Source organism: Parasphingorhabdus sp., assembly GCF_965233695.1.
In the GTDB taxonomy this organism is placed as follows: domain Bacteria; phylum Pseudomonadota; class Alphaproteobacteria; order Sphingomonadales; family Sphingomonadaceae; genus Parasphingorhabdus.
Genome location: NZ_OZ247497.1, coordinates 2,135,762 through 2,158,308, shown reverse-complemented (window position 1 = coordinate 2,158,308; position 22,547 = coordinate 2,135,762). Strand labels below are relative to the sequence as shown.

General features: G+C 52.3%; 23 protein-coding genes. 12 read left to right on the top strand and 11 right to left on the bottom strand.

Annotated features, from left to right (window positions below):
• Window positions 1–8 precede the first annotated feature (8 nt).
• The 6 genes from ccoN to ACO6S1_RS10235 all read right to left on the bottom strand — a co-directional run bounded on the left by ccoN (window position 9) and on the right by ACO6S1_RS10235 (window position 6,143).
• A complete protein-coding gene (gene ccoN, locus ACO6S1_RS10260) occupies window positions 9–1,679 on the bottom strand; it encodes a cytochrome-c oxidase, cbb3-type subunit I (RefSeq protein ID WP_422342602.1) in 1,671 nt (556 codons plus the stop codon).
• A gap of 161 nt (window positions 1,680–1,840) precedes the next feature.
• The gene (locus tag ACO6S1_RS10255; RefSeq protein ID WP_422342601.1) at window positions 1,841–2,551 is read right to left on the bottom strand and encodes a Crp/Fnr family transcriptional regulator; all 711 of its coding nucleotides are present in this window, start codon (window positions 2,549–2,551) and stop codon (window positions 1,841–1,843) included.
• Between the two features lie 111 nt (window positions 2,552–2,662).
• Window positions 2,663–3,193: a single-stranded DNA-binding protein gene (gene ssb / locus ACO6S1_RS10250; protein ID WP_422342600.1), complete on the bottom strand. Its 531-nt coding sequence runs from the start codon at window positions 3,191–3,193 to the stop codon at window positions 2,663–2,665.
• 51 nt (window positions 3,194–3,244) lie between these two features.
• Window positions 3,245–5,104, bottom strand: coding sequence for a ferrous iron transporter B (gene feoB / locus ACO6S1_RS10245; protein ID WP_422342599.1), 1,860 nt, complete (start codon window positions 5,102–5,104; stop codon window positions 3,245–3,247).
• 3 nt (window positions 5,105–5,107) lie between these two features.
• A complete protein-coding gene (locus tag ACO6S1_RS10240) occupies window positions 5,108–5,374 on the bottom strand; it encodes a FeoA family protein (protein WP_422342598.1) in 267 nt (88 codons plus the stop codon).
• A 91-nt stretch (window positions 5,375–5,465) separates the two neighbouring features.
• Window positions 5,466–6,143 carry a COQ9 family protein gene (locus tag ACO6S1_RS10235; protein WP_422342597.1) on the bottom strand — a complete coding sequence of 226 codons (678 nt, stop codon included), beginning with the start codon at window positions 6,141–6,143 and terminating at the stop codon, window positions 5,466–5,468.
• A 141-nt stretch (window positions 6,144–6,284) separates the two neighbouring features.
• On the opposite strand from ACO6S1_RS10235, the gene ACO6S1_RS10230 reads away from it, so the two are divergent.
• Window positions 6,285–7,382, top strand: a complete 1,098-nt coding sequence (locus tag ACO6S1_RS10230) for an alkene reductase (protein ID WP_422342596.1) — start codon at window positions 6,285–6,287, stop codon at window positions 7,380–7,382.
• Window positions 7,383–7,400: 18 nt separating this feature from the next.
• Here the strand turns inward: ACO6S1_RS10230 and ACO6S1_RS10225 are convergent, their stop codons facing one another.
• Window positions 7,401–7,835 carry a DUF1465 family protein gene (locus ACO6S1_RS10225; RefSeq protein WP_422342595.1) on the bottom strand — a complete coding sequence of 145 codons (435 nt, stop codon included), beginning with the start codon at window positions 7,833–7,835 and terminating at the stop codon, window positions 7,401–7,403.
• A 181-nt stretch (window positions 7,836–8,016) separates the two neighbouring features.
• Entirely contained in the window at window positions 8,017–8,220 is a 204-nt protein-coding gene (locus tag ACO6S1_RS10220; RefSeq protein WP_422342594.1) for a YdcH family protein, read from the bottom strand.
• Between the two features lie 189 nt (window positions 8,221–8,409).
• On the opposite strand from ACO6S1_RS10220, the gene ACO6S1_RS10215 reads away from it, so the two are divergent.
• From ACO6S1_RS10215 to ACO6S1_RS10175, 9 genes are all read left to right on the top strand, one after another.
• On the top strand, window positions 8,410–8,568 hold the full coding sequence (locus ACO6S1_RS10215) for a YdcH family protein (protein WP_422342593.1): 159 nt from the start codon (window positions 8,410–8,412) through the stop codon (window positions 8,566–8,568).
• Between the two features lie 171 nt (window positions 8,569–8,739).
• Window positions 8,740–9,759, top strand: a complete 1,020-nt coding sequence (locus ACO6S1_RS10210; protein WP_422342592.1) for an NADP-dependent oxidoreductase — start codon at window positions 8,740–8,742, stop codon at window positions 9,757–9,759.
• 104 nt (window positions 9,760–9,863) lie between these two features.
• Window positions 9,864–12,146, top strand: coding sequence for a phosphoenolpyruvate--protein phosphotransferase (gene ptsP, locus ACO6S1_RS10205; RefSeq protein WP_422342591.1), 2,283 nt, complete (start codon window positions 9,864–9,866; stop codon window positions 12,144–12,146).
• A 180-nt stretch (window positions 12,147–12,326) separates the two neighbouring features.
• Window positions 12,327–13,199 carry a helix-turn-helix domain-containing protein gene (locus ACO6S1_RS10200; RefSeq protein WP_422342590.1) on the top strand — a complete coding sequence of 291 codons (873 nt, stop codon included), beginning with the start codon at window positions 12,327–12,329 and terminating at the stop codon, window positions 13,197–13,199.
• A gap of 102 nt (window positions 13,200–13,301) precedes the next feature.
• Window positions 13,302–14,186: a tetratricopeptide repeat protein gene (locus ACO6S1_RS10195; protein ID WP_422342589.1), complete on the top strand. Its 885-nt coding sequence runs from the start codon at window positions 13,302–13,304 to the stop codon at window positions 14,184–14,186.
• Between the two features lie 25 nt (window positions 14,187–14,211).
• The gene (tilS, locus tag ACO6S1_RS10190; RefSeq protein ID WP_422342588.1) at window positions 14,212–15,159 is read left to right on the top strand and encodes a tRNA lysidine(34) synthetase TilS; all 948 of its coding nucleotides are present in this window, start codon (window positions 14,212–14,214) and stop codon (window positions 15,157–15,159) included.
• 156 nt (window positions 15,160–15,315) lie between these two features.
• Window positions 15,316–17,268, top strand: a complete 1,953-nt coding sequence (gene ftsH / locus ACO6S1_RS10185; RefSeq protein ID WP_422342587.1) for an ATP-dependent zinc metalloprotease FtsH — start codon at window positions 15,316–15,318, stop codon at window positions 17,266–17,268.
• A gap of 89 nt (window positions 17,269–17,357) precedes the next feature.
• Complete coding sequence (locus ACO6S1_RS10180; RefSeq protein WP_422342586.1) at window positions 17,358–17,729, top strand: hypothetical protein; 372 nt, start codon at window positions 17,358–17,360, stop codon at window positions 17,727–17,729.
• A gap of 132 nt (window positions 17,730–17,861) precedes the next feature.
• On the top strand, window positions 17,862–18,728 hold the full coding sequence (locus tag ACO6S1_RS10175) for a sterol desaturase family protein (protein ID WP_422342585.1): 867 nt from the start codon (window positions 17,862–17,864) through the stop codon (window positions 18,726–18,728).
• A 13-nt stretch (window positions 18,729–18,741) separates the two neighbouring features.
• Here the strand turns inward: ACO6S1_RS10175 and rpoZ are convergent, their stop codons facing one another.
• The gene (gene rpoZ / locus ACO6S1_RS10170) at window positions 18,742–19,089 is read right to left on the bottom strand and encodes a DNA-directed RNA polymerase subunit omega (RefSeq protein WP_207989176.1); all 348 of its coding nucleotides are present in this window, start codon (window positions 19,087–19,089) and stop codon (window positions 18,742–18,744) included.
• Between the two features lie 148 nt (window positions 19,090–19,237).
• On the opposite strand from rpoZ, the gene ACO6S1_RS10165 reads away from it, so the two are divergent.
• Window positions 19,238–20,461 carry a phospholipase D-like domain-containing protein gene (locus tag ACO6S1_RS10165; RefSeq protein WP_422342584.1) on the top strand — a complete coding sequence of 408 codons (1,224 nt, stop codon included), beginning with the start codon at window positions 19,238–19,240 and terminating at the stop codon, window positions 20,459–20,461.
• Between the two features lie 156 nt (window positions 20,462–20,617).
• Window positions 20,618–21,712 carry a class A beta-lactamase gene (gene bla, locus ACO6S1_RS10160; RefSeq protein WP_422342583.1) on the top strand — a complete coding sequence of 365 codons (1,095 nt, stop codon included), beginning with the start codon at window positions 20,618–20,620 and terminating at the stop codon, window positions 21,710–21,712.
• Between the two features lie 32 nt (window positions 21,713–21,744).
• Here the strand turns inward: bla and ACO6S1_RS10155 are convergent, their stop codons facing one another.
• Window positions 21,745–21,933, bottom strand: a complete 189-nt coding sequence (locus ACO6S1_RS10155; RefSeq protein ID WP_422342582.1) for a hypothetical protein — start codon at window positions 21,931–21,933, stop codon at window positions 21,745–21,747.
• A 117-nt stretch (window positions 21,934–22,050) separates the two neighbouring features.
• On the bottom strand, window positions 22,051–22,389 hold the full coding sequence (locus tag ACO6S1_RS10150; RefSeq protein ID WP_422342581.1) for a hypothetical protein: 339 nt from the start codon (window positions 22,387–22,389) through the stop codon (window positions 22,051–22,053).
• Window positions 22,390–22,547 lie beyond the last annotated feature (158 nt).

Genomic DNA, 22,547 nt, shown 5'->3' with positions numbered 1-22,547 from the left:
CGTCTCCCTTATTCAGCAGGCGCGATGGCGGGTTTGCCCACAATCGGCTTGTCCAGTTCCTCATTATGAGGGGTTTCGGTCATGGGTTTCTCGTCGCGCTGTTTGCCGGCAATCGTCATCCAGACATTGTAAACCAGCACAAAGGCGCCAGCGAGATAGAGCAGACCGCCCGTCGCGCGGATCAGGTACATCGGCAGCATCGCAGACACCACTTCGGAGAAAGCGTAAACCAGATAACCGTCATCACCATATTCGCGCCACATCAGGCCCTGCATGATACCGGCAACCCACATGGACGCAGCGTAAAGAACGATGCCAAGCGTCGCGAGCCAGAAATGCCAGTTCACCATCCGCAGCGAATAAAGCCGCTGCTTGCCCCACAGACGCGGGACGAGATAATAGAGGCAGGCAAAGGTGATCATGCCATTCCAGCCGAGCGCGCCGCTGTGCACATGTCCAATGGTCCAGTCGGTATAATGCGACAGGCTGTTGACCGCCTTGATTGACATCATCGGCCCTTCAAACGTGCTCATTCCGTAGAAAGCGAGCGCCAGAACCATCATCCGAATAATAGGATCGGTACGTATCTTGTCCCATGCGCCGTTGAGCGTCATCAGACCGTTTATCATACCGCCCCAACTGGGCATCCACAGCACAACCGAGAAGACCATGCCGAGCGTCTGTGCCCAATCGGGTAGCGCCGTATAGTGAAGATGGTGCGGACCGGCCCAGATGTAGAGGAAAATCAGAGACCAGAAGTGGATGATCGACAGACGATAGCTGTAAACCGGCCGCTCTGCCTGTTTCGGTACGAAGTAATACATCATCGCAAGGAAACCTGCTGTCAGGAAGAACCCCACAGCATTATGACCATACCACCACTGCGTCAGCGCATCTTGCACACCGGCAAAGGCTGAATAGCTTTTTGAACCCAGCAGGCTCACCGGCATCGTCAGACCATTGACGATATGCAGCATCGCAATGGTCAAAATGAAAGAAAGATAGAACCAGTTGGCAACATATATGTGCGGTTCGGAACGACGTACAATTGTGCCGATAAACACCGCTGCATAGCAGACCCAGACTATGGTCAACCACAGATCGACATACCATTCCGGTTCGGCATATTCCTTGGACTGCGTGACACCCATCAGATAGCCTGTGGCGGCCAGAACAATGAACAGCTGGTATCCCCAGAAAACAAAACGGGCGAGGCCAGGGAAGGCCAACCTCGCCCTGCACGTGCGCTGCACGACATAATAGCTTGTCGCGATTAGCGCATTGCCTCCGAAAGCAAAAATTACGGCAGATGTGTGAAGCGGCCGCAATCGACCGAATGTCGTGAACTCATTGTTGAGATTGAGCGCCGGAAACGCCAATTGCAGCGCAATAACAAGGCCTACGGTCAATCCGGCAATGCCCCAGAAAATCGTCGCTATCACGCCCCAGCGAATAGGATCATCATCATAGATGCCGGGATCGGCGGGTGCCTTTAATATGCCGCGACCAATGGCGGCATAGTCCGCTTTATTGATCGTTACCCATAGAGTGATACCCGCCGCCAAGGCGATGATCGCCATATGCACGGCAAAGCCAGAATCTGCTGCCAGAACCATGGCAATAAATGCAAAGAATACGATAGCCAGCCAGCCGCCAGCCTTGATCAAGAGCGTGTCCATAATGTCCTTCCCTGTGTCGACAGTTTCAAAAACCGTCTTCAACGGAAAAGGGCATGGCAGGGCATGGCGCCATTCTCATTGATCTAGATCAACAAGGCGTCGCATCTTATAAAAGGGATGAAATCTAATGTTTGCGCAAATAAATTTACCTGCTTCGCAACTCAAGCAACTCCGCTATCAGCGATAGTTTGCAAACGCGTGGCATCAAGTATCTGGACATTGCGATGATCCGGCAGTGCAATCACGTCATTTTTTTTCAGCTGGGTCAACTGACGGCTCACCGTTTCAATGGTCAGTCCCAAAATATCCGCAACCTGTTGACGCCCAAATGGCAACGCGAACTGCTGAAGACTTCCCCCAACGACGCTACAACTGGCATCTGCCAGCCGTTCGGACATCTCAAGTAGAAAGGAAGCAACGCGCTCTGGCGCGGTTTTCCGACCCAGCATCAACATCGAGCGACGGACCCTGTCCAGCTCGATCAAGGTACGCTGCAATAATTTATGTTCCAAGTCCGGATGCTCCCGAACAAACTGGTCGAAATCGGATCGTGAAAAAACGCAGACTTTGGAATCAGCCAGAGCCGTTACTGTATATTCATTCCGGTCACCGAACGGTCGCCCGACAAAATCAGCCGGATAAAGCAACCCGATTATCTGCTCCCGACCATCTTCAAGAGAGGAGGTGAGTTTAAAAGCGCCTTCAACCACATTGGCGACGATCAGGCTATCGTCTCCTTCCCAAATCAAAGCTTGCCCAGCCTTTATTGAAACCTTGCGAGAGAGGCGGTTGATCGCAATTAGCTCATTATCGTCCAAAGCCGAACAAATGGCCTTATTCTTGACGACGCATTGTTCGCAATTGTTCATCATGAGTCATTAGCCCTCGTAGCCTATCAGTGCAATTATTCAGCCTCACCCCGCTTATTTTGACCGATATTATCAAGCAGCCCACCTCACCTATAAGAAACCGCGTATCAGTATCTAGAAAGGTACGTCGTCATCCAGGTCGCTGTCAAATGCGCCGCCGCCCTGTCCACCGCCTGAAGAACTCCCACCAGTGTTACCCCAGCCGTCATTGGACCCGCCGCCGGAGCCACCACCAGAACCGCCGCCGCTCCAGCCGTCATTGCCGCCGCCTTGACCGCCCATGCCGCCACCCTGACGGGAATCCAGCATTTCCAGCTTGCCGTCAAAACCCTGCAATACAATCTCGGTCGAATAGCGGTCGTTGCCAGACTGATCCTGCCATTTGCGGGTCTGCAGCTTACCTTCAATGTAGACTTTGCTGCCTTTGCGCAGATATTTCTCCGCGACGCCGGCCAAACCTTCTGAGAAGATCGCGACGCTATGCCACTCGGTCTTTTCCTTTTTCTCTCCGGTATTGCGATCTTTCCAGCTTTCGGACGTCGCGATGCGCAGATTGCAGACTTTACCGCCATTGTTAAACGTACGCACTTCAGGGTCGGCACCCAGATTTCCTACGATAATTACTTTGTTGATGCCGCCAGCCATTTGCATTTTCCCCTTGGAATATCTGTGATGTTTTTCGAGTCTCTGGAGGCTCTATAGACCGAGGGCGACAGCACTCCAATATGTAATCCCGGCCGCAACGTATGCGAGCGCAAAAAGATAGCAGAGCATGAACATCGGCCATTTCCAACTATTAGTTTCGCGGCGGGTCACGGCGATGGTGGATATACATTGCGGCGCAAACACAAACCACGCAAGAAAAGCCAGCGCGGTCGGCAGAGACCAGCGGCTTTGCAGCCGTTCTGTAAGCGATTTGGCTTCGGTCTCTTCGTCAGGCGCATCGATCGCATAGGTCGTTGCAAGCGCCGCCACTGCCACTTCTCGGGCTGCCATGGCAGGGATGAGTGCCAATGCTATGTCCCGGTTGAATCCAATCGGAGCAACCACCGGTTCGATAACATTGGCTATCCGGCCAGCGGCGGAATAATCCACCTGGCTGACAGGACTGTCGACCGGCACTTTGGGATAAGTGAGCATCAACCACAAAACCACAGTGGCGGCAAAGATGATCGTACCGGCACGGCGCAGGAATATCCAGGCGCGCTGCCACAGGCCGAGCAGCACATCACGCATTCGGGGCAGCTGATATTTGGGCATTTCCATTAGAAAGCCACTATTAGGGCCCTTCGCTATGGTACTACGCAGAACCAGCGCGGCAGCCATCGCGCCGACAATTCCGAGTATATAGAGTCCGAACAGCACCACCCCCTGCAAACCCACGCCGGGACCAATATCCCGCGCTGGGATGAAGGCGCCAATTATGATCGCATAAACTGGCAGCCGTGCAGAACAGGTCATCAATGGCGCGACCAAAATCGTCGTCAGCCGGTCCTTCGGATCGGCAATGCTGCGCGTCGCCATAATGCCGGGAATGGCGCAGGCAAAAGAAGACAAGAGCGGAATGAAGCTGCGTCCTGACAGACCGACACTGGCCATCAGGCGGTCCATGATAAAGGCCGCACGGGTCATATAGCCGCTCGCTTCCAAGAGCAGAATGAACAGGAACAGAATCAGAATTTGCGGAAGGAAGACAACCACGGAGCCGACTCCGCCAATGGCGCCTTCAATGATGAAGTCGCGCACAAAGCCCTCGTTTATATTGGCTTCAACAGCCGTCGCGACCCATGCGCTCGCCTCTTCGATCCAGCCGATCGGTGCTTCCGACCAGGCGAAGACAGCCTGAAACATGACGAACATGATCGCAAGCAGGATAATCGGACCGGCAATCGGATGCAGAAACAAGGCATCCGCACGCTCTGACCAACGGCGACCGGCGGTTTCGGCGACCACTGTTTGAGCGGCAATTGTCTTTGCCTGTTTGCGAAGGCCATGATCCCGTTCCTTCGGGACCACGATAGCCTGTTGGTCTGATTTTTCACTTAGTTGCTTGTCGATTGCTGCAGACAACTCCTCGAGTCCGCGACGGCGCACGGCGACAGTGGGAATAACCGGTACGCCCAGTGCGGCTTCCAGTTTCGTCGGATCCAGTGTCAAACCATCCCGCTCTGCCAGATCCATCATATTGAGCGCAATGACGACCGGTTGGCCCAGCGCGATGATTTCCAGCGCGAAACGCAAGTGATTATCGAGATTTGCGGCATCGAGCACGATGATCACGGCATCCGGCTTGCGCTCACCTTGCTGTTCACCAAAAATCACACTGCGGGTAACGGCTTCGTCGGGGCTGGTTGGATCAAGGCTGTAACTGCCGGGCAAATCAACCAGCTCAACCGGACGGCCATTGGCCAATTGGAAATGACCGGATTTGCGCTCGACCGTCACGCCAGGATAGTTGGCAATTTTCTGGCGCGCGCCGGTCAGCGCATTGAACAGGGCGCTTTTACCCGCATTGGGGTTGCCCGCGAGGACAATGAGGGGGGCCGTTTGACTCATCGTCTAGGCGGGCAGAACCACCGATATCGCCGATGCATGCGATTTGCGAATAGCAATCATCATCCGACCAACTTTCAAGGCAATGGGATCATTAAAGCCGAACATGCCTTTGTGCAGTTTTTCCACGGCAACGCCTTCATCCAGGCCCAGAGCACGAAGCCGTGCACCCTCATTTTCGGACATGGCTGCCCAGTCGATGGCGGAAATTTCGGCGCGCTGGCGCATCGCAAGGCGGTCCAGCGTAACCGCAATCGTAACGGGTGCGTTCATGGAGGGACTCAATCGATCTCAGTTGCGATTGATTATCAATATTGATTGGCTATGGCGAGTCTTTTGTTGGTCACCACGCTTCTGTAGTCGATCACGTGCCGCGGTAACGCAGCCGTCCAATGAAGCGAGCCATGCTGAATCGATCTCCGGTTGGTCGGGTAATCTTGGCCTTCACTTTTTCAAACTGCATGACATTTTCGATCCGACGGTCGAGAAATGCCAGCGTTTCGGAATAATCCTCACTCTCATCGTCAAGAAAAACGCTGATCGTGCTGCCATAGACAGCAGATAGCAAAGTTCGCTTAGTGTAATGATTATAGTCGGTTGCTGTATCGCCTGCGAGCCGCCACATTTTATCGGCTGCACGCCAGCCGAGTTTGGCTGCCTTACGAATATTGGGAGGCGCGGCAAGAATAGCCAAAGCTCTGCGCAATCCTTCGCGATCCATTTCCAATATCTCGAGCCGGGCCGCCACCAAGGCGGTAATCCGTTCCCGGATTTTCATTGCGCCCAACTCTTCTTCCGAAAATTTCATCGCCATGGCTTTGTCGATCGATTGAAACCAAGCATCAATCATGTCGACCGGCCCCTCATTAAACGCCAGCCTCGCCATCTCTGCATCTACACCCGTTTGCTCTGCCGCAGCGGCCACGGCTTTTTCATTCCAGCCATCAAAAGCTGCCTGAGAAGCCAAGAGCGGAGCAAGATAAGCGCGCACTTCGTCCAGCGTCGGGTCATCCCGCAGTGGTTCGAGATTCTTTGGGTGCATATGTTATATTCCTTGCATGTGCGGAGGCCAACAAATCCAATATAGGCTGAAAGAAAAGATTTTCAAAGCATTGCATTGCAAAGCGCCACTGGTCTGACTAGCTATTCATCAAGCAATTAAATTGAGCGAAAGAGCAAATCTATGAGCACGTTATTCGATCCCATCACCCTTGGCGCTATCGAAGCCCCCAACCGCATGCTGATGGCACCCCTTACCCGGTGCCGTTCAACGATGGAACATGTGCCAACTCCTATCATGGGTGATTACTATGCACAGCGCGCCGGCGCTGGCTTGATCATTTCCGAGGCCACAGGCATCAGCCAACAGGGTCTCGGCACGCCTTTCGCACCCGGCATCTGGAATGACGAACAAACCGAAACATGGAAACCAGTTGTCGAGCAGGTTCATGCAGCAGGCGGACGCATCATCTGCCAATTGTGGCATATGGGTCGGATCGTCCACCCCGATTTTCTCGGTGGCAAAAAACCCGTATCTTCATCGGCCACCACTGCTCCCGGAAGTGTTCGTACATATCAAGGCAAACGCGACTATGTCGAAGCGCGGCCTTTGGAATTGAACGAGATTCCAAGCCTGTTAGACGACTACGCCAACGCAGCTGAGAACGCTAAAAAAGCCGGCTTTGACGGTGTCCAACTACACAGTGCCAACGGATATTTAATCGACCAGTTTATCCGCTCCGGTACCAATTTCCGCACCGATGAATATGGTGGCTCAGTTGAAAACCGCATCCGCCTGTTGGGCGAAGTAACACAACGGCTGGTGGACGTCTGGGGTGGCGACCGGGTTTCGGTACGTCTATCGCCCAATGGCGATTCACAGGGCGCGGATGATGCAACTCCGGTCGAAACATTTACCGCAGCCGCCAAATTGCTCGACAGCATCGGCATCGCCTTTCTCGAACTGCGTGAGCCCCCTGCGCATGGCACATATGGCAATACTGACGTGCCGCCGGTTAGCCCCGATATTCGTCCCGTGTTCAGCAAGCCATTGGTGCTCAACAGTGATTACTTCTATGATAATGCCACACAGGCGCTGGCGAATGACAAAGCTGATGCGATTAGCTTTGGCCGGACATTCATGACCAATCCGGACCTGCCAGAGAGATTCCGCACTGGTGCTAAGCTGAACCCGATAGACTTTACGCCGACCTGGTATAGCCAGGGCGCAGAAGGCTATGTCGACTATCCAACGATGGAAGAAGTCAAGGCAACCGCCTGAGGCGAAAGTCCGATAATATCAGAAAGAGCTCTCGAGTCGCCGGAACAAATTATGGACCGGCGGCTCTGGAGCTTCCTGATACTCCATGCGCACAGAAAGGCGCTGTAAGCGCTGGAACAGCTCTTCACTGGCATTGATGATTTGCTGCGCTTCAAAGGGGAAGAGATCGACAACCGGTCCATCGCTGGCAGCGGCATATCCAAGCTCACGGTCATGGTTCCATGCTTCACCGTCCGTCAACTCGTCGCCATGAAGCGACTTTTGATTAAGAAGCCAAGCGATGCAATGCATCAAACGCGTGGTCACCTTCAGCGATTCACAGGAAAAAGCCACCGATAGTGCCGCTTCGTCATGACACTCGTCATTAAAACGGCCGGACTCAAAATAGGACCGTGCTTCATCGGCGAGCACCATTGATTCCGTGTAAAGCGCATCCAGTAATTTGGGCGTCATCAAGGTATTGCTTTCTGCCATCCCAGGTGTGTAGCAAATTTTATATGATCAAGCACAGTTAAATTTCACCCGACAGAGGGTTAATGTTACCCTTGTTTCAATGTGATACGGCCCACACAAGCGGGTTAATTGATGGACAAAAACGGTTAATGGCGAGGATTCGTCGCAAATTCATCCAATCTTAGGCGATTATATCGGGTATGAGCTGATTTTCGATTTGAATGATCCTGTCTCGCAGCAGTAATTTTCGCTTCTTCAGCCGCGCCGCCCGCAGCTGATCATGTCCGCCCGATTCCATCAAAGCTGCAATCGCATCGTCTAAATCACGATGTTCGATTCTCAGCAGTTCGAGCCGCTGCTGCAACTCTTGGTCGCTTATCGCCATAATGGATCCATTCGCCCCTTGCATGCCTGCAATAATTTTGTCATCTTCACCCTATTCATGGATTAAGTCTAAACCAAGACAATAATACCATGTAGCGGTCGACGACTTAATCATAAGCGCTCGACATTGAGAAAGGGACACCCGCAACCGCTTTCGAAATAATAACCATATAATAATCAGGAGAATATTATGGATCAGAATCATGTGTCTGCCCTGCGCGGAAAGCACGAAGCCCTCGACCGCAAGATTAGCGAAGAAGAGGCCCGCCCGGTTCCAGATACAATTCGGCTCCATGACCTGAAAAAGCAAAAGCTGCGGTTGAAGGATGAATTGCTGACAGAGGCCTGAATTCTCGATGTGATTCTGAACTGTTGAGAGATTTTATTGTTCCAATATGTCCCTGACACCCGCAAACTGGTCTGAATCACACTCCTAAACCAGCCTAAATCATTCGAGTCATTGACTTACTCTCCGGTTTCCCCAAAGTTTGGGCGAACTGATAGCGAGAGGATAGCCCCCATGACCACGAACGAAATTTGGTATCTACGCAAACGTCCCGTCGGAAAGATCGCGGAGGGCGACCTTGAGTTGGTAACGGAAGAAATGGCCCCATTGGGACAGGGCATGGTTCGGGTGCGGACAATCTATTTGTCACTGGATCCAACCAACCGCATCTGGATGAGCGACATGGACGGCTATCTCCCCCCCGTCCCGATTGACGACCCGATGCGCGGCGGTGGTATTGGTGTAGTTGAAGAAAGCAATTTTGATGGTGTTCCGGTAGGGGCTCTTGTCAACACGGGTCTATCCACTTGGGCACTGTATAATGACATAGCTGGTGACATGGCGAACGTATTGCCATCCATCCCCGGTGTTCCCCTTACCGCTTATATGGGCCCCTTGGGCGCGACGGGCATGACCGCCTATTTTGGACTGACGGATATCGGCAAACCCAAAGAAGGCGACACGCTTGTTGTTTCGGCAGCGGCTGGGGCCGTTGGATCCATGGTTGGGCAGATCGGTAAGATACACGGATGCCATGTGGTCGGTATTGCCGGTTCTGATGACAAGTGCCAGTGGCTGACCCAAGAAGCAGGCTTTGATGCTGCCATCAACTACAAGACCGAAAATATTGGTGCGGCGCTCGACAAGCATTGCCCCAATGGCATCGATATCAACTTTGAAAATGTCGGTGGTGAGATCATGGATGCAGTTATCGCCCGGCTAAACGATTTTTCCCGCATGCCTCTATGCGGGTTGATCTCAACCTATAATGATACGAACGGGTCGCCCGGTCCTTCTAACTTCGCCAATCTGCTGATGCGGCGCACCACATTGCGGGGCTTCATCATCCTCGATTATTTTGATCGCTTTCCTGAAGGCGCACAGGCGATGGCAGGGTGGTTGATGGAAGGACGTATCAAATTTGAAACAGACATCGTGCAGGGCATTGAAAACGCGCCTGCTTCTCTCGATCGCCTGTTCACTGGCGCCAATTTGGGCAAGCTCGCGGTGCAGTTCGGTCCGGAACCGGACTAAATCGCCTTAATTATCGGGCGCAAGTCGCAGAGCTGAAGATATTTTCTGGCTTTCAGCCAGTTTTGTATATCGCGCCTGCGAACGGTTTCTGCTAGATCAATGCCATGGCCACCAAACATAACCCCAGTCCTGTAACCGCTCGTAACATATTGACCGGTCTACGGTCGATAATGGCCTCCCCAGGCAATGCACAATCGAAACTCAATCAGGTAGTCGAAAACATCGCCGAGGCAGTGAGCAGTGAGGTCTGCTCGATATATTTGCGGCGCGAAGGGGTCCTTGAGCTATATGCCACCCGCGGACTAAATCAGGAAGCGGTCCATGTCACCAAATTGGCTTTTGGTGAGGGATTGACCGGCTATATTGCGAAAAATGTTGAAACGTTAAACCTCGACGAAGCGGCCAGCCATCCCGATTTCCAATATCGTCCGGAAACCGGTGAGGAGAAATTCCACAGCTTTGCCGGCGTTCCGATAATCCGCAATCAGCAAGCCGTCGGCGTTTTATGTGCGCAGCATATCGAACCGCGCAAATATTCCGAGGAAGAGATAGAATCGTTCCAGACAGCGGCCATGGTGTTGTCTGAGTTAATCTCCAATGCCGGACTGGTCGACGAGGACTCTGTAGACGCACCGGAAGCGCACAATAATGGTGCTGACCGGCTTAGCGGGTTACAACTGGTCAAAGGCAAAGCCAGCGGATTTGCCGTCTTTCACCAGCCTAGGGTCAAAATCGAACATACGGTTGCCGAAGACACGGAAGCTGAACGACACCGGGTCTATTCGGCCTTCGCCAAGATGCGCAATCAGATTGATCAGATGACCAGCCAGGCCGAGTTTGGCGTTGGCGGCGAACATGAAGAGGTGCTGCAAACCTACAAGATGTTCGCCTATGACGAGGGTTGGAGCCGCCGGATCAACGAAGCGATTGACAGTGGTCTAACCGCGGAAGCCGCCATTGAACGGGTACAGCAACATACGCGGATGCGGATGCGTCAGATCGACGATCCTCTGCTTGCCGAGCGGATGCATGATCTCGAGGATCTTGCCAACAGGTTGCTGCGCATTGTTTCCGGCCAGATGGGGACGGCGGCAACCATGGGTCTGCGGCAGGACACCATATTGGTCGCTCGTAATTTGGGGCCAGCGGAATTGCTCGAATATGATCGGCGGCGTCTAAAAGGTGTAGTGTTGGAAGAAGGCTCGCTGACTGCCCATGTAACCATCATCGCCCGTGCGATGGATATACCGATTTTGGGTCAGGTGAAAAACATTCGCCAGATTGTTCGCGAAAATGACCATCTTCTGCTCAATGTCGATGACAACGCGCTGTTCGTTCGGCCGAGCCCTTCGATGGAAGACGCGTTTGAGACGCAGATTGAACTGACCCAAAAGAAGCGGGCTGCCTATACCGAATTGCGGGATAAGGAGCCGGTTACCAAGGACGGCACACGAATAACGCTCAACATCAACGCTGGCCTGCGCGACGACATGGGCATGTTGAACCTGACCGGAGCAGACGGTATCGGCCTGTTCCGCACAGAGTTTCAGTTTCTGGTTGCCGCGAATATGCCGGGACGTGCAGGACAACTGCGCTTCTACCGTGACGTGCTGGATGCAGCTGGTGACAAACCGGTCATTTTCCGCACCGTCGATATTGGCGGGGACAAGCCCCTGCCCTATTTTCAGGCCAGTGAAGTCAAGGAAGAGAATCCCGCGATGGGCTGGCGCGCCCTGCGCATCGGGCTGGAACGCGATGCCTTGATGAAGGTGCAAGCGCGTTCGCTGATTGAAGCCGCCGCAGGTCGCAAGCTGAACGTGATGTTCCCCATGATCGCTGAACCTTGGGAGTTTGACGAAGCTCGGGCGGTATTCGAAAAACAGCTCGATTTCCTGCGTCAGCGAAAGAAACAATTGCCCTTGTCGATCCGCTATGGTGCCATGCTGGAGGTACCAGCGCTGGCCGAGTGCCTCGATCTAATGGCGCCGCGTCTTGATTTTCTGTCCATTGGAACCAACGATCTCACCCAGTTTTTGTTTGCCGCGGATCGCAGCAATCCGAAGTTGGCAGAGCGCTTCGATTGGCTGAGCCCGGCGATATTGCGCTTCATTAATCGCATTTCCAAACAAGCCAATGATCTGGGCATTGAGCTCAGCGTATGTGGAGAAATGGGTGGACGCCCTCTAGATGCTTTGGCTTTGCTTGGGCTAGGCATAGAACGTCTTTCGATCACGCCAGCCTCGGTTGGTCCTATCAAAGCCATGGTGCGCTCACTGGACTTGTCTGGCGCGAAGGTAGAGATTCAAAGCCTTTTGTCTGATCCGCCCGCAAACCCAAGGACTGCTCTTGAAAAATGGGCCGTGAAACAAAATGTTGATCTGGGTTAACCGGCCGAATGTAAAAAATTGCATCTCGTTTGCGGCGATTTAGCTTATTCGCGTACAGATTTCCGCTAAAGTTGCAGTTACGTGTTGCGTGATAATTATTGACTTTTCATCGCTCTAGTGGCTTTTCTGTCAACATAGTATCAATAGGGTCGCACCGCGAACCGGCCGAAGGAGAGTATCATGGCCGACGAGAATGACGCTGAAGAATTAGACAACGAAAACTCTGAGCTGAATCTGCACAGTGTCGGCGAAATGCTGCGTCATGCGCGGGAACAAAAAAATCTCAGCCGGGAAGATATTGCGAAAACGACACGTATCCCGCAACGGCATCTTGCATCAATAGAGTCCGGCGACTTCTCAGCCTTGCCGGGGCGAACCTATGCGATCGGATTTGCGAAGTCCTATGCACGCACAGTGGGTCTCAGCGAAGTTACAATTGGCGCGCAATTGCGCGAGGAAATGGATGATCAGGGCCATCAGGCCTACGAGCCGGAAACAAGTGGATATTCGCCAGCAAACCCCAGCAGCATCCCTCCCAAATATCTCGCCTGGACAGCTGCGGGTATTGCAGCCGTTCTGCTGGTAGCTTTCTTGGTATGGCGGACACTTTTCCTCGAACCCGGCGATTTCATGAGCAGCGGATCAGAAACGGAGTTTGTCGAAGATAGCGTCGCTGGCGAACCAATAGACGGTACGTTGGAACCAGAAGGACCCGCCCCTTCTGCCAGCGGAACTGTAGTTTTGACCGCCACCGAAACCGTATGGCTGAAAATTTATGATGAAGATGGTGAGCGGTTATTCGAAAAAGAAATGGCCGCTGGCGAACAATATACTGTTCCGAATGATGCGAACGAACCGCAAATATTGACCGGGCGCCCTGATGCATTGACCGTTACGATAGATGGCAACGTCGTGCCTGCGCTTGGTACAGCCGATCGCACAATCAAGGATGTCGGTATCAGCGCGGCAGCGCTGTTAACGCGCTCCAATCCGGGTGGGCAAACATTAGACGGCGATAATGATGCGGCAGCCACGCAGACAATCAACCAATAATTCGGTCTCTAAACTATCTCCCATTGTTGTGAATCGGCGTAATTCAGTTTACTTCGCCCGATGATTCATGGTTAACACGGCTCAAATATTTGGAGGCTGCTTATGAAATCCGTTCTTTTATCGACCCTGGGCGCAAGCATATCGGTCAGCCTGCTGGTTGCCGCCCCTGCCTCTGCGCAAAATGCAAATGTCGACAAGCGCGTTGACCGGCTGGAGCAAGAAATGCGCGCTGTGCAGCGCAAGGTTTTCCCCGGTGGATCATCCCGTTTTTTTGAACCAGATATCGCTCCTGATACTGCCACTCCGACTACTCCCTCAACTACCAGTTCCGCAGTATCCGACCTGATAGCCCGGGTTGACGCGCTGGAGCGCAGTCTTGCCTCGCTGACCAATCAAGTAGAACGCAATGATTTTCGCATCAAACAGATCGAGGATAAAATGGCTGCGGACGCCGTGCCACCGGTGAGCACCGATCCAGCCACTGTTTCAACTGCGCCCTCCACTGGTTCTGACCCGGGTGACCAGCAAAACGCGGCCAGCGCACCTGATCCTGAGCGCGTAAGCGGCGTTGCTTCTATCATTATGCCTGACACAGGAAACGCGGGCGAAGACGCCTACATCTACGGCTACCGTCTTTGGGAGGCAAAATATTATCCCGAAGCACAAGCCCAGCTGAAAAAAGCTGCCGAAGATCATCCTAACCACCGTCGGGCCAGCTTTGCCAAGAATCTGCTTGGACGTGCCTACCTAGATGACGGGAAACCGGCATTGGCATCCGTTGCACTATACGAAAATTATCAGGAGCTGCCACGCGGCGAACGCGCACCGGATAGCCTATATTTCCTTAGCACGGCTTTGGTTCAGCTCGACAAAAAAGCCGATGCATGCCGTGTTCTGGCTGAATTGCAAGATGTGTATCCTAATGCCGCTTCCGGCCGCCTTAGAGAACGCGTCGAGTCAGGAAATGCGGCCGCGGATTGCAGCTAATTGGTGAACCGGGTTTAGCAAGGTCATGACAGACACAGCCCTTTCCGATCGTTTTCACGATGCGGTGGTGGCGCTTGTTCCTGACTTTGAGAATAGCAATGATATATTGGGACTGGCGGTATCCGGCGGCCCTGACAGCCTCGCGTTACTGCTATTGGCTCATGAATGCTTTCCCGGTCGTATTGCAGCCGCCAGCGTCAATCATGGATTGCGCCCGGAGGCTCATGACGAATGCGAATTCGTGTCTCGCCTCTGCGTAGAACGCAATATTCCCCACCAGATCCTGAAGCCCTCCACACCCATTCGCGGGAGCATTCAAGTAGAGGCGCGCAAAGCACGCTATTCGTTGCTCAATAGCTGGCTGGAACATCGCAATATTGGGCTGCTTGCCACGGCCCATCATGCTGATGATCAACTCGAAACCCTGATTATGCGAATATTACGTGGCAGCGGTATCGATGGAATGTCAGCCATTCGAGCAAAGCGCGGTCACATTATCAGGCCACTGCTTCGCTTTTCTAAAGACATGTTGGTCCAATTCGTCAGCGCACAAGGCATTACCCCGATTGATGATCCGACCAATAAGGATCAAAGCTTTGATCGCGTCAGGGTGCGCGAGGCTTTGGCAAAACTATCAGGTTTTGACGTCAGTCTCGCGAGCCAGAGCGCCGCCGCGTTGGACGATGCACGCACAGCAATTCATTGGATGGTCGACCAATTGTCGAACACCCATATCAGCAAAACTGCTAACGGCTGCAGGCTGGACAAGCACGAATTTCCGCATGAAATCACCCGCAGACTATTGCTCAAATGCTTGCATATCTGCGACCCGGCATTATCCCCCCGTGGCAGCCAGTTGGAACCGCTAATCAAGGGGCTGAAACAGGGCGAAACGCTGACTATTGGAAATATATTGTGCAAAGGCGGATTAACCTGGTCCTTTGCACCTGCGCCAAAACGGAACAATAGCTAAATTTATCAACGCTTTGATGGATTATCTGAATATACGATCAGACTGACCCGCAAAAACATTGGTGCTTATATTGTCATCGCGAAGAAAACACCTATCTTTAAGAGACAGATTCGCCGGTGATATAAGTCGCCGGCTTCAACACAGGACGTAACGCACATGAACGACGAACAGGATCCAAAGGAAAATCCGTGGATGAAAAGCATGCTCATCTGGGCAGGCGTGATCGTCGCGCTATTGCTAACGGTTTCGATGTTTGGCGCCGGTGCTGGCGCAGACTCAGGTGATGCGATCAGCTATTCATCTTTCCGCGCGAAAGTTGCGGAAGGCAGCGTGAAGTCGGTTGCCATCGCGCCGGACAAAATTACTGGCGAACTCACCAATGGCGATAAATTCGCGACCACGCCGGTTGGCAATGATCCAAGCCTAGTGAAACTGCTCGACGAAAAAGGCGTTGAATATAGCGGCAAGGCTGAGGAAAGTCCGAGCATTTGGCAATATCTATTGATCCAATCCCTGCCCTTCCTGCTCATTCTCGGTATCGCGTTTTTCGTGCTGCGTCAGATGCAAAAAGGTAGCGGTTCAGGCGCAATGGGCTTTGGTAAGTCCAAGGCGAAAATGCTGACCGAAAAGCAAGGTAAGGTAACATTTCAAGACGTCGCCGGCATTGATGAAGCGCGTGAAGAGCTGGAAGAAATCGTTGAGTTTCTGAAAAACCCCGGTCGCTTTTCCAAACTCGGTGGTCAGATACCCAAAGGTGCTTTACTGGTTGGATCACCTGGTACCGGTAAAACCTTGCTCGCCCGAGCGATTGCAGGCGAAGCGGGTGTACCATTCTTTACCATTTCCGGTTCTGACTTTGTTGAAATGTTCGTAGGTGTAGGTGCGAGCCGCGTCCGCGACATGTTTGAACAAGCCAAGAAAAGTGCACCATGTATTGTCTTCATTGATGAAATTGATGCAGTCGGTCGCCATCGTGGTGCAGGCCTTGGCAACGGCAATGACGAGCGCGAGCAGACATTGAACCAGCTTCTGGTCGAAATGGATGGTTTTGAGGCCAATGAAGGCATTATTATCATCGCTGCAACCAACCGTCCTGACGTTCTGGATCCAGCGCTGCTGCGTCCGGGTCGCTTTGACCGCCAGGTTGTTGTGCCCCGCCCCGATATTGAGGGCCGCGAGAAAATTCTCGAAGTGCATATGAAGAAAGTGCCGCTGGCACCCGATGTCAACGCACGCACAATTGCACGTGGTACACCCGGTTTCTCCGGTGCAGATCTTGCAAACCTCGTTAACGAAGCTGCTCTGATGGCTGCCCGCCGCGGCAAGCGTCTTGTTGCTATGGATGAGTTTGAAACCGCCAAAGACAAGGTCATGATGGGTACTGAGCGCAAGTCCATGGTGATGACCGAGGACGAGAAGAAAATGACCGCTTATCATGAAGCCGGTCACGCTATTGTTGCAGTGCACGAGCCTGCTTCTGATCCGATCCACAAAGCGACTATCATTCCCCGCGGCCGAGCGTTGGGGATGGTTATGCGCCTGCCGGAGCGTGACAGTTACAGCTATCACCGTGACAAGATGCACGCCAATATGGCGGTATCCATGGGTGGCCGTGTCGCTGAAGAAATTATCTTCGGCTATGACAAGGTATCGTCCGGTGCGTCAGGCGATATTCAATATGCGACCAAGCTAGCCCGTGATATGGTTACACAATGGGGCATGTCGGATGAAATGGGTCCGTTGCAATATGAAGAGGAGCAAGGCGAAACGTTCCTTGGTTACTCACAATCTCAGCGTGTCCATATGTCGGACGAAACAGCCAAGAAAATCGACAGCGAGATTCGCGGTTTGGTGGATGCAGGCTATGAACGAGCAAAAGATGTGCTGACCAAGCATGAAGACCAACTGCACTTGCTGGCCAATGCCTTGCTCGAATATGAAACCCTGTCGGGCGACGAAATTGACTCCCTCGTCAAGAATGGAAAATTCGAGCGTCCTGACGGCGATGTGGTCAAGCCCTCTTCGGTTCCGACCATTGGTACCTCGATACCGAAAGCCGGCAAGAAGCGGAAAGGCCCATTTGGCGACCCCAAACCGCAAGGCGCTTGAACGCAGGTGTATTAGAAGCATAATTCACTTACTATTCAGATAATTTGAGACAAAAGGCTTTCTTCAAAAATTGAAGGAGGCCTTTTTTCATGAAGCAATATTTCCGGTGCGTTGCTGTCATCCTGCCGCTGTCACTTGCAGTCCCTGCATCAGCGATGCCCGTATCCGAGTTTCTTCCTAAAGCCGACAAACTGATGAATGCCGGAATGGGCGCCATGTTTTCCGAGCATCGCAAACCCGTCATGGCCGAGATGGAAGCCGTAACCAATGGCTATCGCGCTGATATCCAGGCCGCGCGTGCTGCTGGTAAAACGCCTTCCAGCTGTCCACCGCCCAAAGGCAAAGGAAAGCTGAATGGCAAGGAATTTATCGCTCATCTTAAGACTATCCCGGCGGCCCAGCGCAATATGGAAGTAAAGACCGCCTTCTACGGATTTATGAAGAAAAAATATCCGTGCTGATGGCCAAAGCCCCCTCTTCAAGGGAAAAGGTGCATCGGGCAGAAGACCTCGACTTTGTGGTGTGAACTGTGTGAACTTTGGATATTCGCATCCGAACCTTGCCTCGGCCAAGCTTAGCTGCGACAAAAGGCTATGTCCTTTCTCGACCAATATGAAGCGATTGTCAGGCTGAGCGTATTTGCAGGCATCTTCCTGCTCATGGCGCTGCTGGAAATCGCGATGCCACGCAAACAGCGCGTCCTCAGCAAAGGTTCACGCTGGATTACCAATATCTCTCTGGTTTTTATTGATACGTTGGCGCTGCGTCTGGTGATGCCAATTTTGGCAGTAGGCATGGCCCACTATGCATCGGAGCGCGGTTGGGGCTTGCTTACCTTGGTCGATCTTCCGCTTTGGGTAGAGATTATCATCGCCTTCCTGCTGCTCGACATGTTGATCTATGCCCAGCACATTGCCTTCCACAAAATCCCGATCCTGTGGCGCTTTCACAAAGTGCACCATGCCGACCGTGATCTTGATGTTACCAGCGGTGCCCGTTTTCATCCGGTCGAGAGCGTGCTTTCGATGGCCTATAAGCTTGTTTGCATTGTGCTGATCGGGCCTGCCGCCTTTGCGGTTTTCCTGTTTGAAGTCGTGCTCAATGCCGCGTCCATGTTTAATCATGCCAATGTTAGATTGCCGCTTGGTTTGGACCGGGTGGTACGTTTGTTCATTGTAACGCCGGATATGCATCGCGTGCATCATTCGATCATCGAACGGGAAACCAACAGCAATTATAGCTTCTTCCTGACCCTCTGGGACCGAATGTTTCAGACCTATACCGCGCAACCGGAGAAAGGGCATGATGACATGACAATCGGTCTATCGGAATATCAGGATAGCAAGCCAGCCAATCTGGCCTGGAGCTTGCTGGTACCTTTCATGCGCAACGCAGACGCACAAACAAAAACAGGCGGCAACTCTGTCGAAGAGCGCCGCCCGGTTTTAAAATCAGACTAAACTTTACTAAGTCTTAGCGCCGTCCATAGTCGCCAGATACGCCCGCGCTACGTGGCGGGGCGGCAGCCGTCAGGCGAAGTGCCTCTGCGGACTGGCTGATCGAACCGATTTCATCCGGTGTATCATCGTCATCAATCTGCACTTTCTGCAGCGATTGGACGAGGCTTTCTTCCAGATCTTTTGGCTTGATCGTTTCTTCAGCAATTTCGCGCAGCGAAACAACCGGATTTTTATCGCGGTCACGATCGATCGTCAGTTCAGCACCGCCGGAAATTTCCCTTGCACGCTGGGCTGCAAATAGGACCAAATCGAACCGATTGGTGACTTTATCAACGCAATCTTCAACGGTTACGCGAGCCATAAGGCGCTCCTGATTCTCTATAATTTGTGAAAAGAGACCTGCAACTAGGGAAAGCGCCTGCTTTTGTCAACAAATCTGATCGCTTGATTGATCACCAACATCGTTAATCAATTGTCGCTTCCGGACCAATAATCTATGCATCCCAACTATGACCGTATCTGCTTCTGACAACGAGCCCCAGGCCTCGATTGATAACAAGCTTGAAAGCGACTGGTTCAATGTCGGAGGCAATAATCTCAAACTGGTGCATCGACCTTCCGAACGGCTTCAAGCGCTGTTCAACCTGATCGAGAGCGCAGATCACTCATTGAAGTTATTTTTCTACATGTTTGAGGGTGATGATGTCGGACGTTCGGTATTGGACGCGCTTATCGCTGCCTGCCGGCGCGATGTCCGGGTCGAACTGATGGTTGACAGCTTCGGTTCCAATGGTGCTCCAAAGGGTTTTTTCGATCTTTTTGAGCTGGCCGGTGGACGTTTCGCAATCTTCAGCCCGCGATTTTCAACCAGCTATTTTGTCCGTAATCACCAGAAGATGATCATTGCCGACAACAGCCGGGCAATTATTGGTGGGTTCAACATCGCCAACCAATATTTTGACCGACATTCACAAGATGAAAACAGTGAAAATGATGAGACGAGCTGGGCCGATCTCGGTGTTATCATCGATGGCCCAGAAGTCGCCAAGCTAGGACGCTATTACGAGAAACTCTCCTACTGGGTACAGAACAATAACGGGCATATCCGCTCCTTGCAAAAAATGGTGCGCCAATGGGACGCAGGTGATGGTGATTTCCGTTGGCTGCTGGGAGGCCCCAGTAATCGTCTGAGCCGCTGGGCTTGGGCTATCAAACGAGATCTCGAAAATGGCAGCAGACTGGATCTTGTCAGTGCCTATTTCTCTCCAGGACAGGGGCTTCTGCGGAGGATTGCACGCTTATCGAAACGCGGTGGCAAAAACAGACTCATTTTGGCAGGAAAAACCGACAACGCTGCTACAATCGGGGCAAGTCGGCTGCTTTATGGCTATCTGCTAAAACGCGGCGCAGATATTTACGAGTATCAGCCGAAACGTCTGCATATGAAATTGGTCATCATCGACAACGTGGTTTATATCGGTTCCGCCAACTTCGATCTTCGTAGCTTGTTCATAAATGTCGAAATGATGGTGCGGATCAACAATAAGGACTTTGCTGAACACGCTCGCCAACTTGTAGATAATATGTGTGATGAAGCTCTCCCGATTTCAAAGGAGCTACACAAATCACGCAAGGGACTTCTCAACAGGCTGCGTTGGACCTTATCCTATTTCGTAGTGAACATATTGGATTATACGGTGACACGGCGGATCAACTTCGGCGTAAAAAAATAACTTTGCGGTTCGTCGCACGCTCAGAATCGTTCATCGCAAACATCGGTTTTGGCTCTGTTCAGGCAAATTCGTGTACGTAAAGCGATAGATTGTAGTAGATGGTTCGGGCAGCAATACTGCCCCGTAAATATCTGAACAGGGATTGGTAGTTAGTTTATGGCATCTGTGCGCTTTATAATCGTTCTCTTCTTCATCACTAGTATGACTGCCTGCGTTGCACCATCGGAAGGGCGGCCCGTTGTTTCGAATGAACAGAAAAATACACCGCCTCCGCGCTATGATAACAACCCGCCCAGAAACGCAGAGCAACCGACGCGCAACCGTCCTGATGCAACACTAAAAAGAGAAATTGCCGAATTGTGGCGTACTTTTCCGGGCAAAACCGGGATAGCAATAAAGAGCATTGATGGCGGCTGGACCATCGGTCACCGCGTTGATGAAGACTTTCCTCAACAGAGTGTTTCAAAATTGTGGGTGGCAATGGCCGTTCTTGACAAGGTTGATCAGGGACGTATTTCACTTTCCGATGCCATCCAAATCGGGCCAGATGATCTTACGCTTTTTTATCAACCATTAGCGGCCGAGGTAAAACGCGAAGGGCGGGTTGTAAAAAGCGTATATACATTGTTGGAAAAGGCTCTTGCCTATAGCGACAACACCGCAAACGATGCTTTGTTACGTCATGCTGGCGGGCCAGATGCCGTTAATGAATTCATTCGTCGCAATAACCTGGGCAAGATAAAATTCGGTCCAGGCGAGCGATTAATGCAGAGCAAGATAGCAGGACTGAAATGGAACCAGAACCTGTCGCAAGGCCGGAAATTTTATACTGCGCGCGCAAATGTCCCGCTAGAGCGACGCCGACAGGCTCTATCGGAATATCTTGCGAATCCGATCGACGGTGCCAGCCCCGGAGCCATTGTTGATGCGCTTGACCAGCTGGCTCGCGGAGAATTACTTTCGGCAAATTCGACCCAGTTACTCCAATCGATTTTGAAACGCACCCGCAGTGGACCGAAGCGCCTCAAAGCAGGCGTTCCCGCTGGCTGGGAGTTTCTTCACAAGACCGGAACAGGACAGATATTGGGGGCTGTATCAACCGGCTATAACGACGTGGGCATTATGACCGCCCCAGATGGAAGTCGTTATGCCGTTGCTGTGATGCTAGGTAATACAACCGCTCCTGTTCCCGAACGCATGCAACTAATGCAATCGGTAACGCGCGCAGTGGGGCGATATCATCAGCGATAGAGCGATCAATCTACCTACTCTGTCGATTCATTTTATTCTTTGGTTGTTGGCTCTTCTACAACATCTGCAAGCGGCGCGTTGCGTTCATCCAGCATTTCGGCTGCCTCATCAAGCGCTTTCGCCTCTCCAACAGTTACGCCGCCAGGGCCGGGATCATTCGGAGCGGGACCACAGGCTGCCAGTGCCAACGAGATAATATAAACCCAAGGTTGCCTTCCCATGTCACTAATCCTTTTTCTCCAAATGCTGGTTCTCAAGAATAGCATGTGAAAGCTGTTTTCCAGAACAAAAAAGGGCCGCCCAACGGGCAGCCCTTTTCGTAAGAATATCTAAAAGACTTATTCGACTGCACGTTTTGCAGCGTCAGCGCCTTTTTCGATCAAGTCATTAGCTGCGCCTTTTGCCGCATCCTTAGCAGCATCTGCGGCATCGGTAGCTTCTTCTGCAGCGCCTTCAGCAGCTTCACCAGCTTCTTCAGTTGCTTCAGCAGCAGCTTCGCCCATGGCATCCGCTTCGCCTTCAGCGGCAGTCATAGCGTCGTCAGCAGCTTCTTCAGCAGTTGCTTCTGTGCCTTCTACAGCTTCGTCCGCACCGGCTTCTGCATTTTCATCAGCACCGGAACATGCGGCCAAGCTAAGCGCAGCAGCAAGAACGAATGATGTTGTAACTTTTTTCATTGGGTAAACCCTCTACTTTTTCCTCAAAAAAACCACGCGAACAGATGATAAACTCCCTCGATCTGCTCACGGATGGGTGCTTTACCGCTATGAAAAAAGGATAGCAATGGCGAACCTTCTTACCCTATGATCGATAGAGACTTTTTTTTGTAATATTT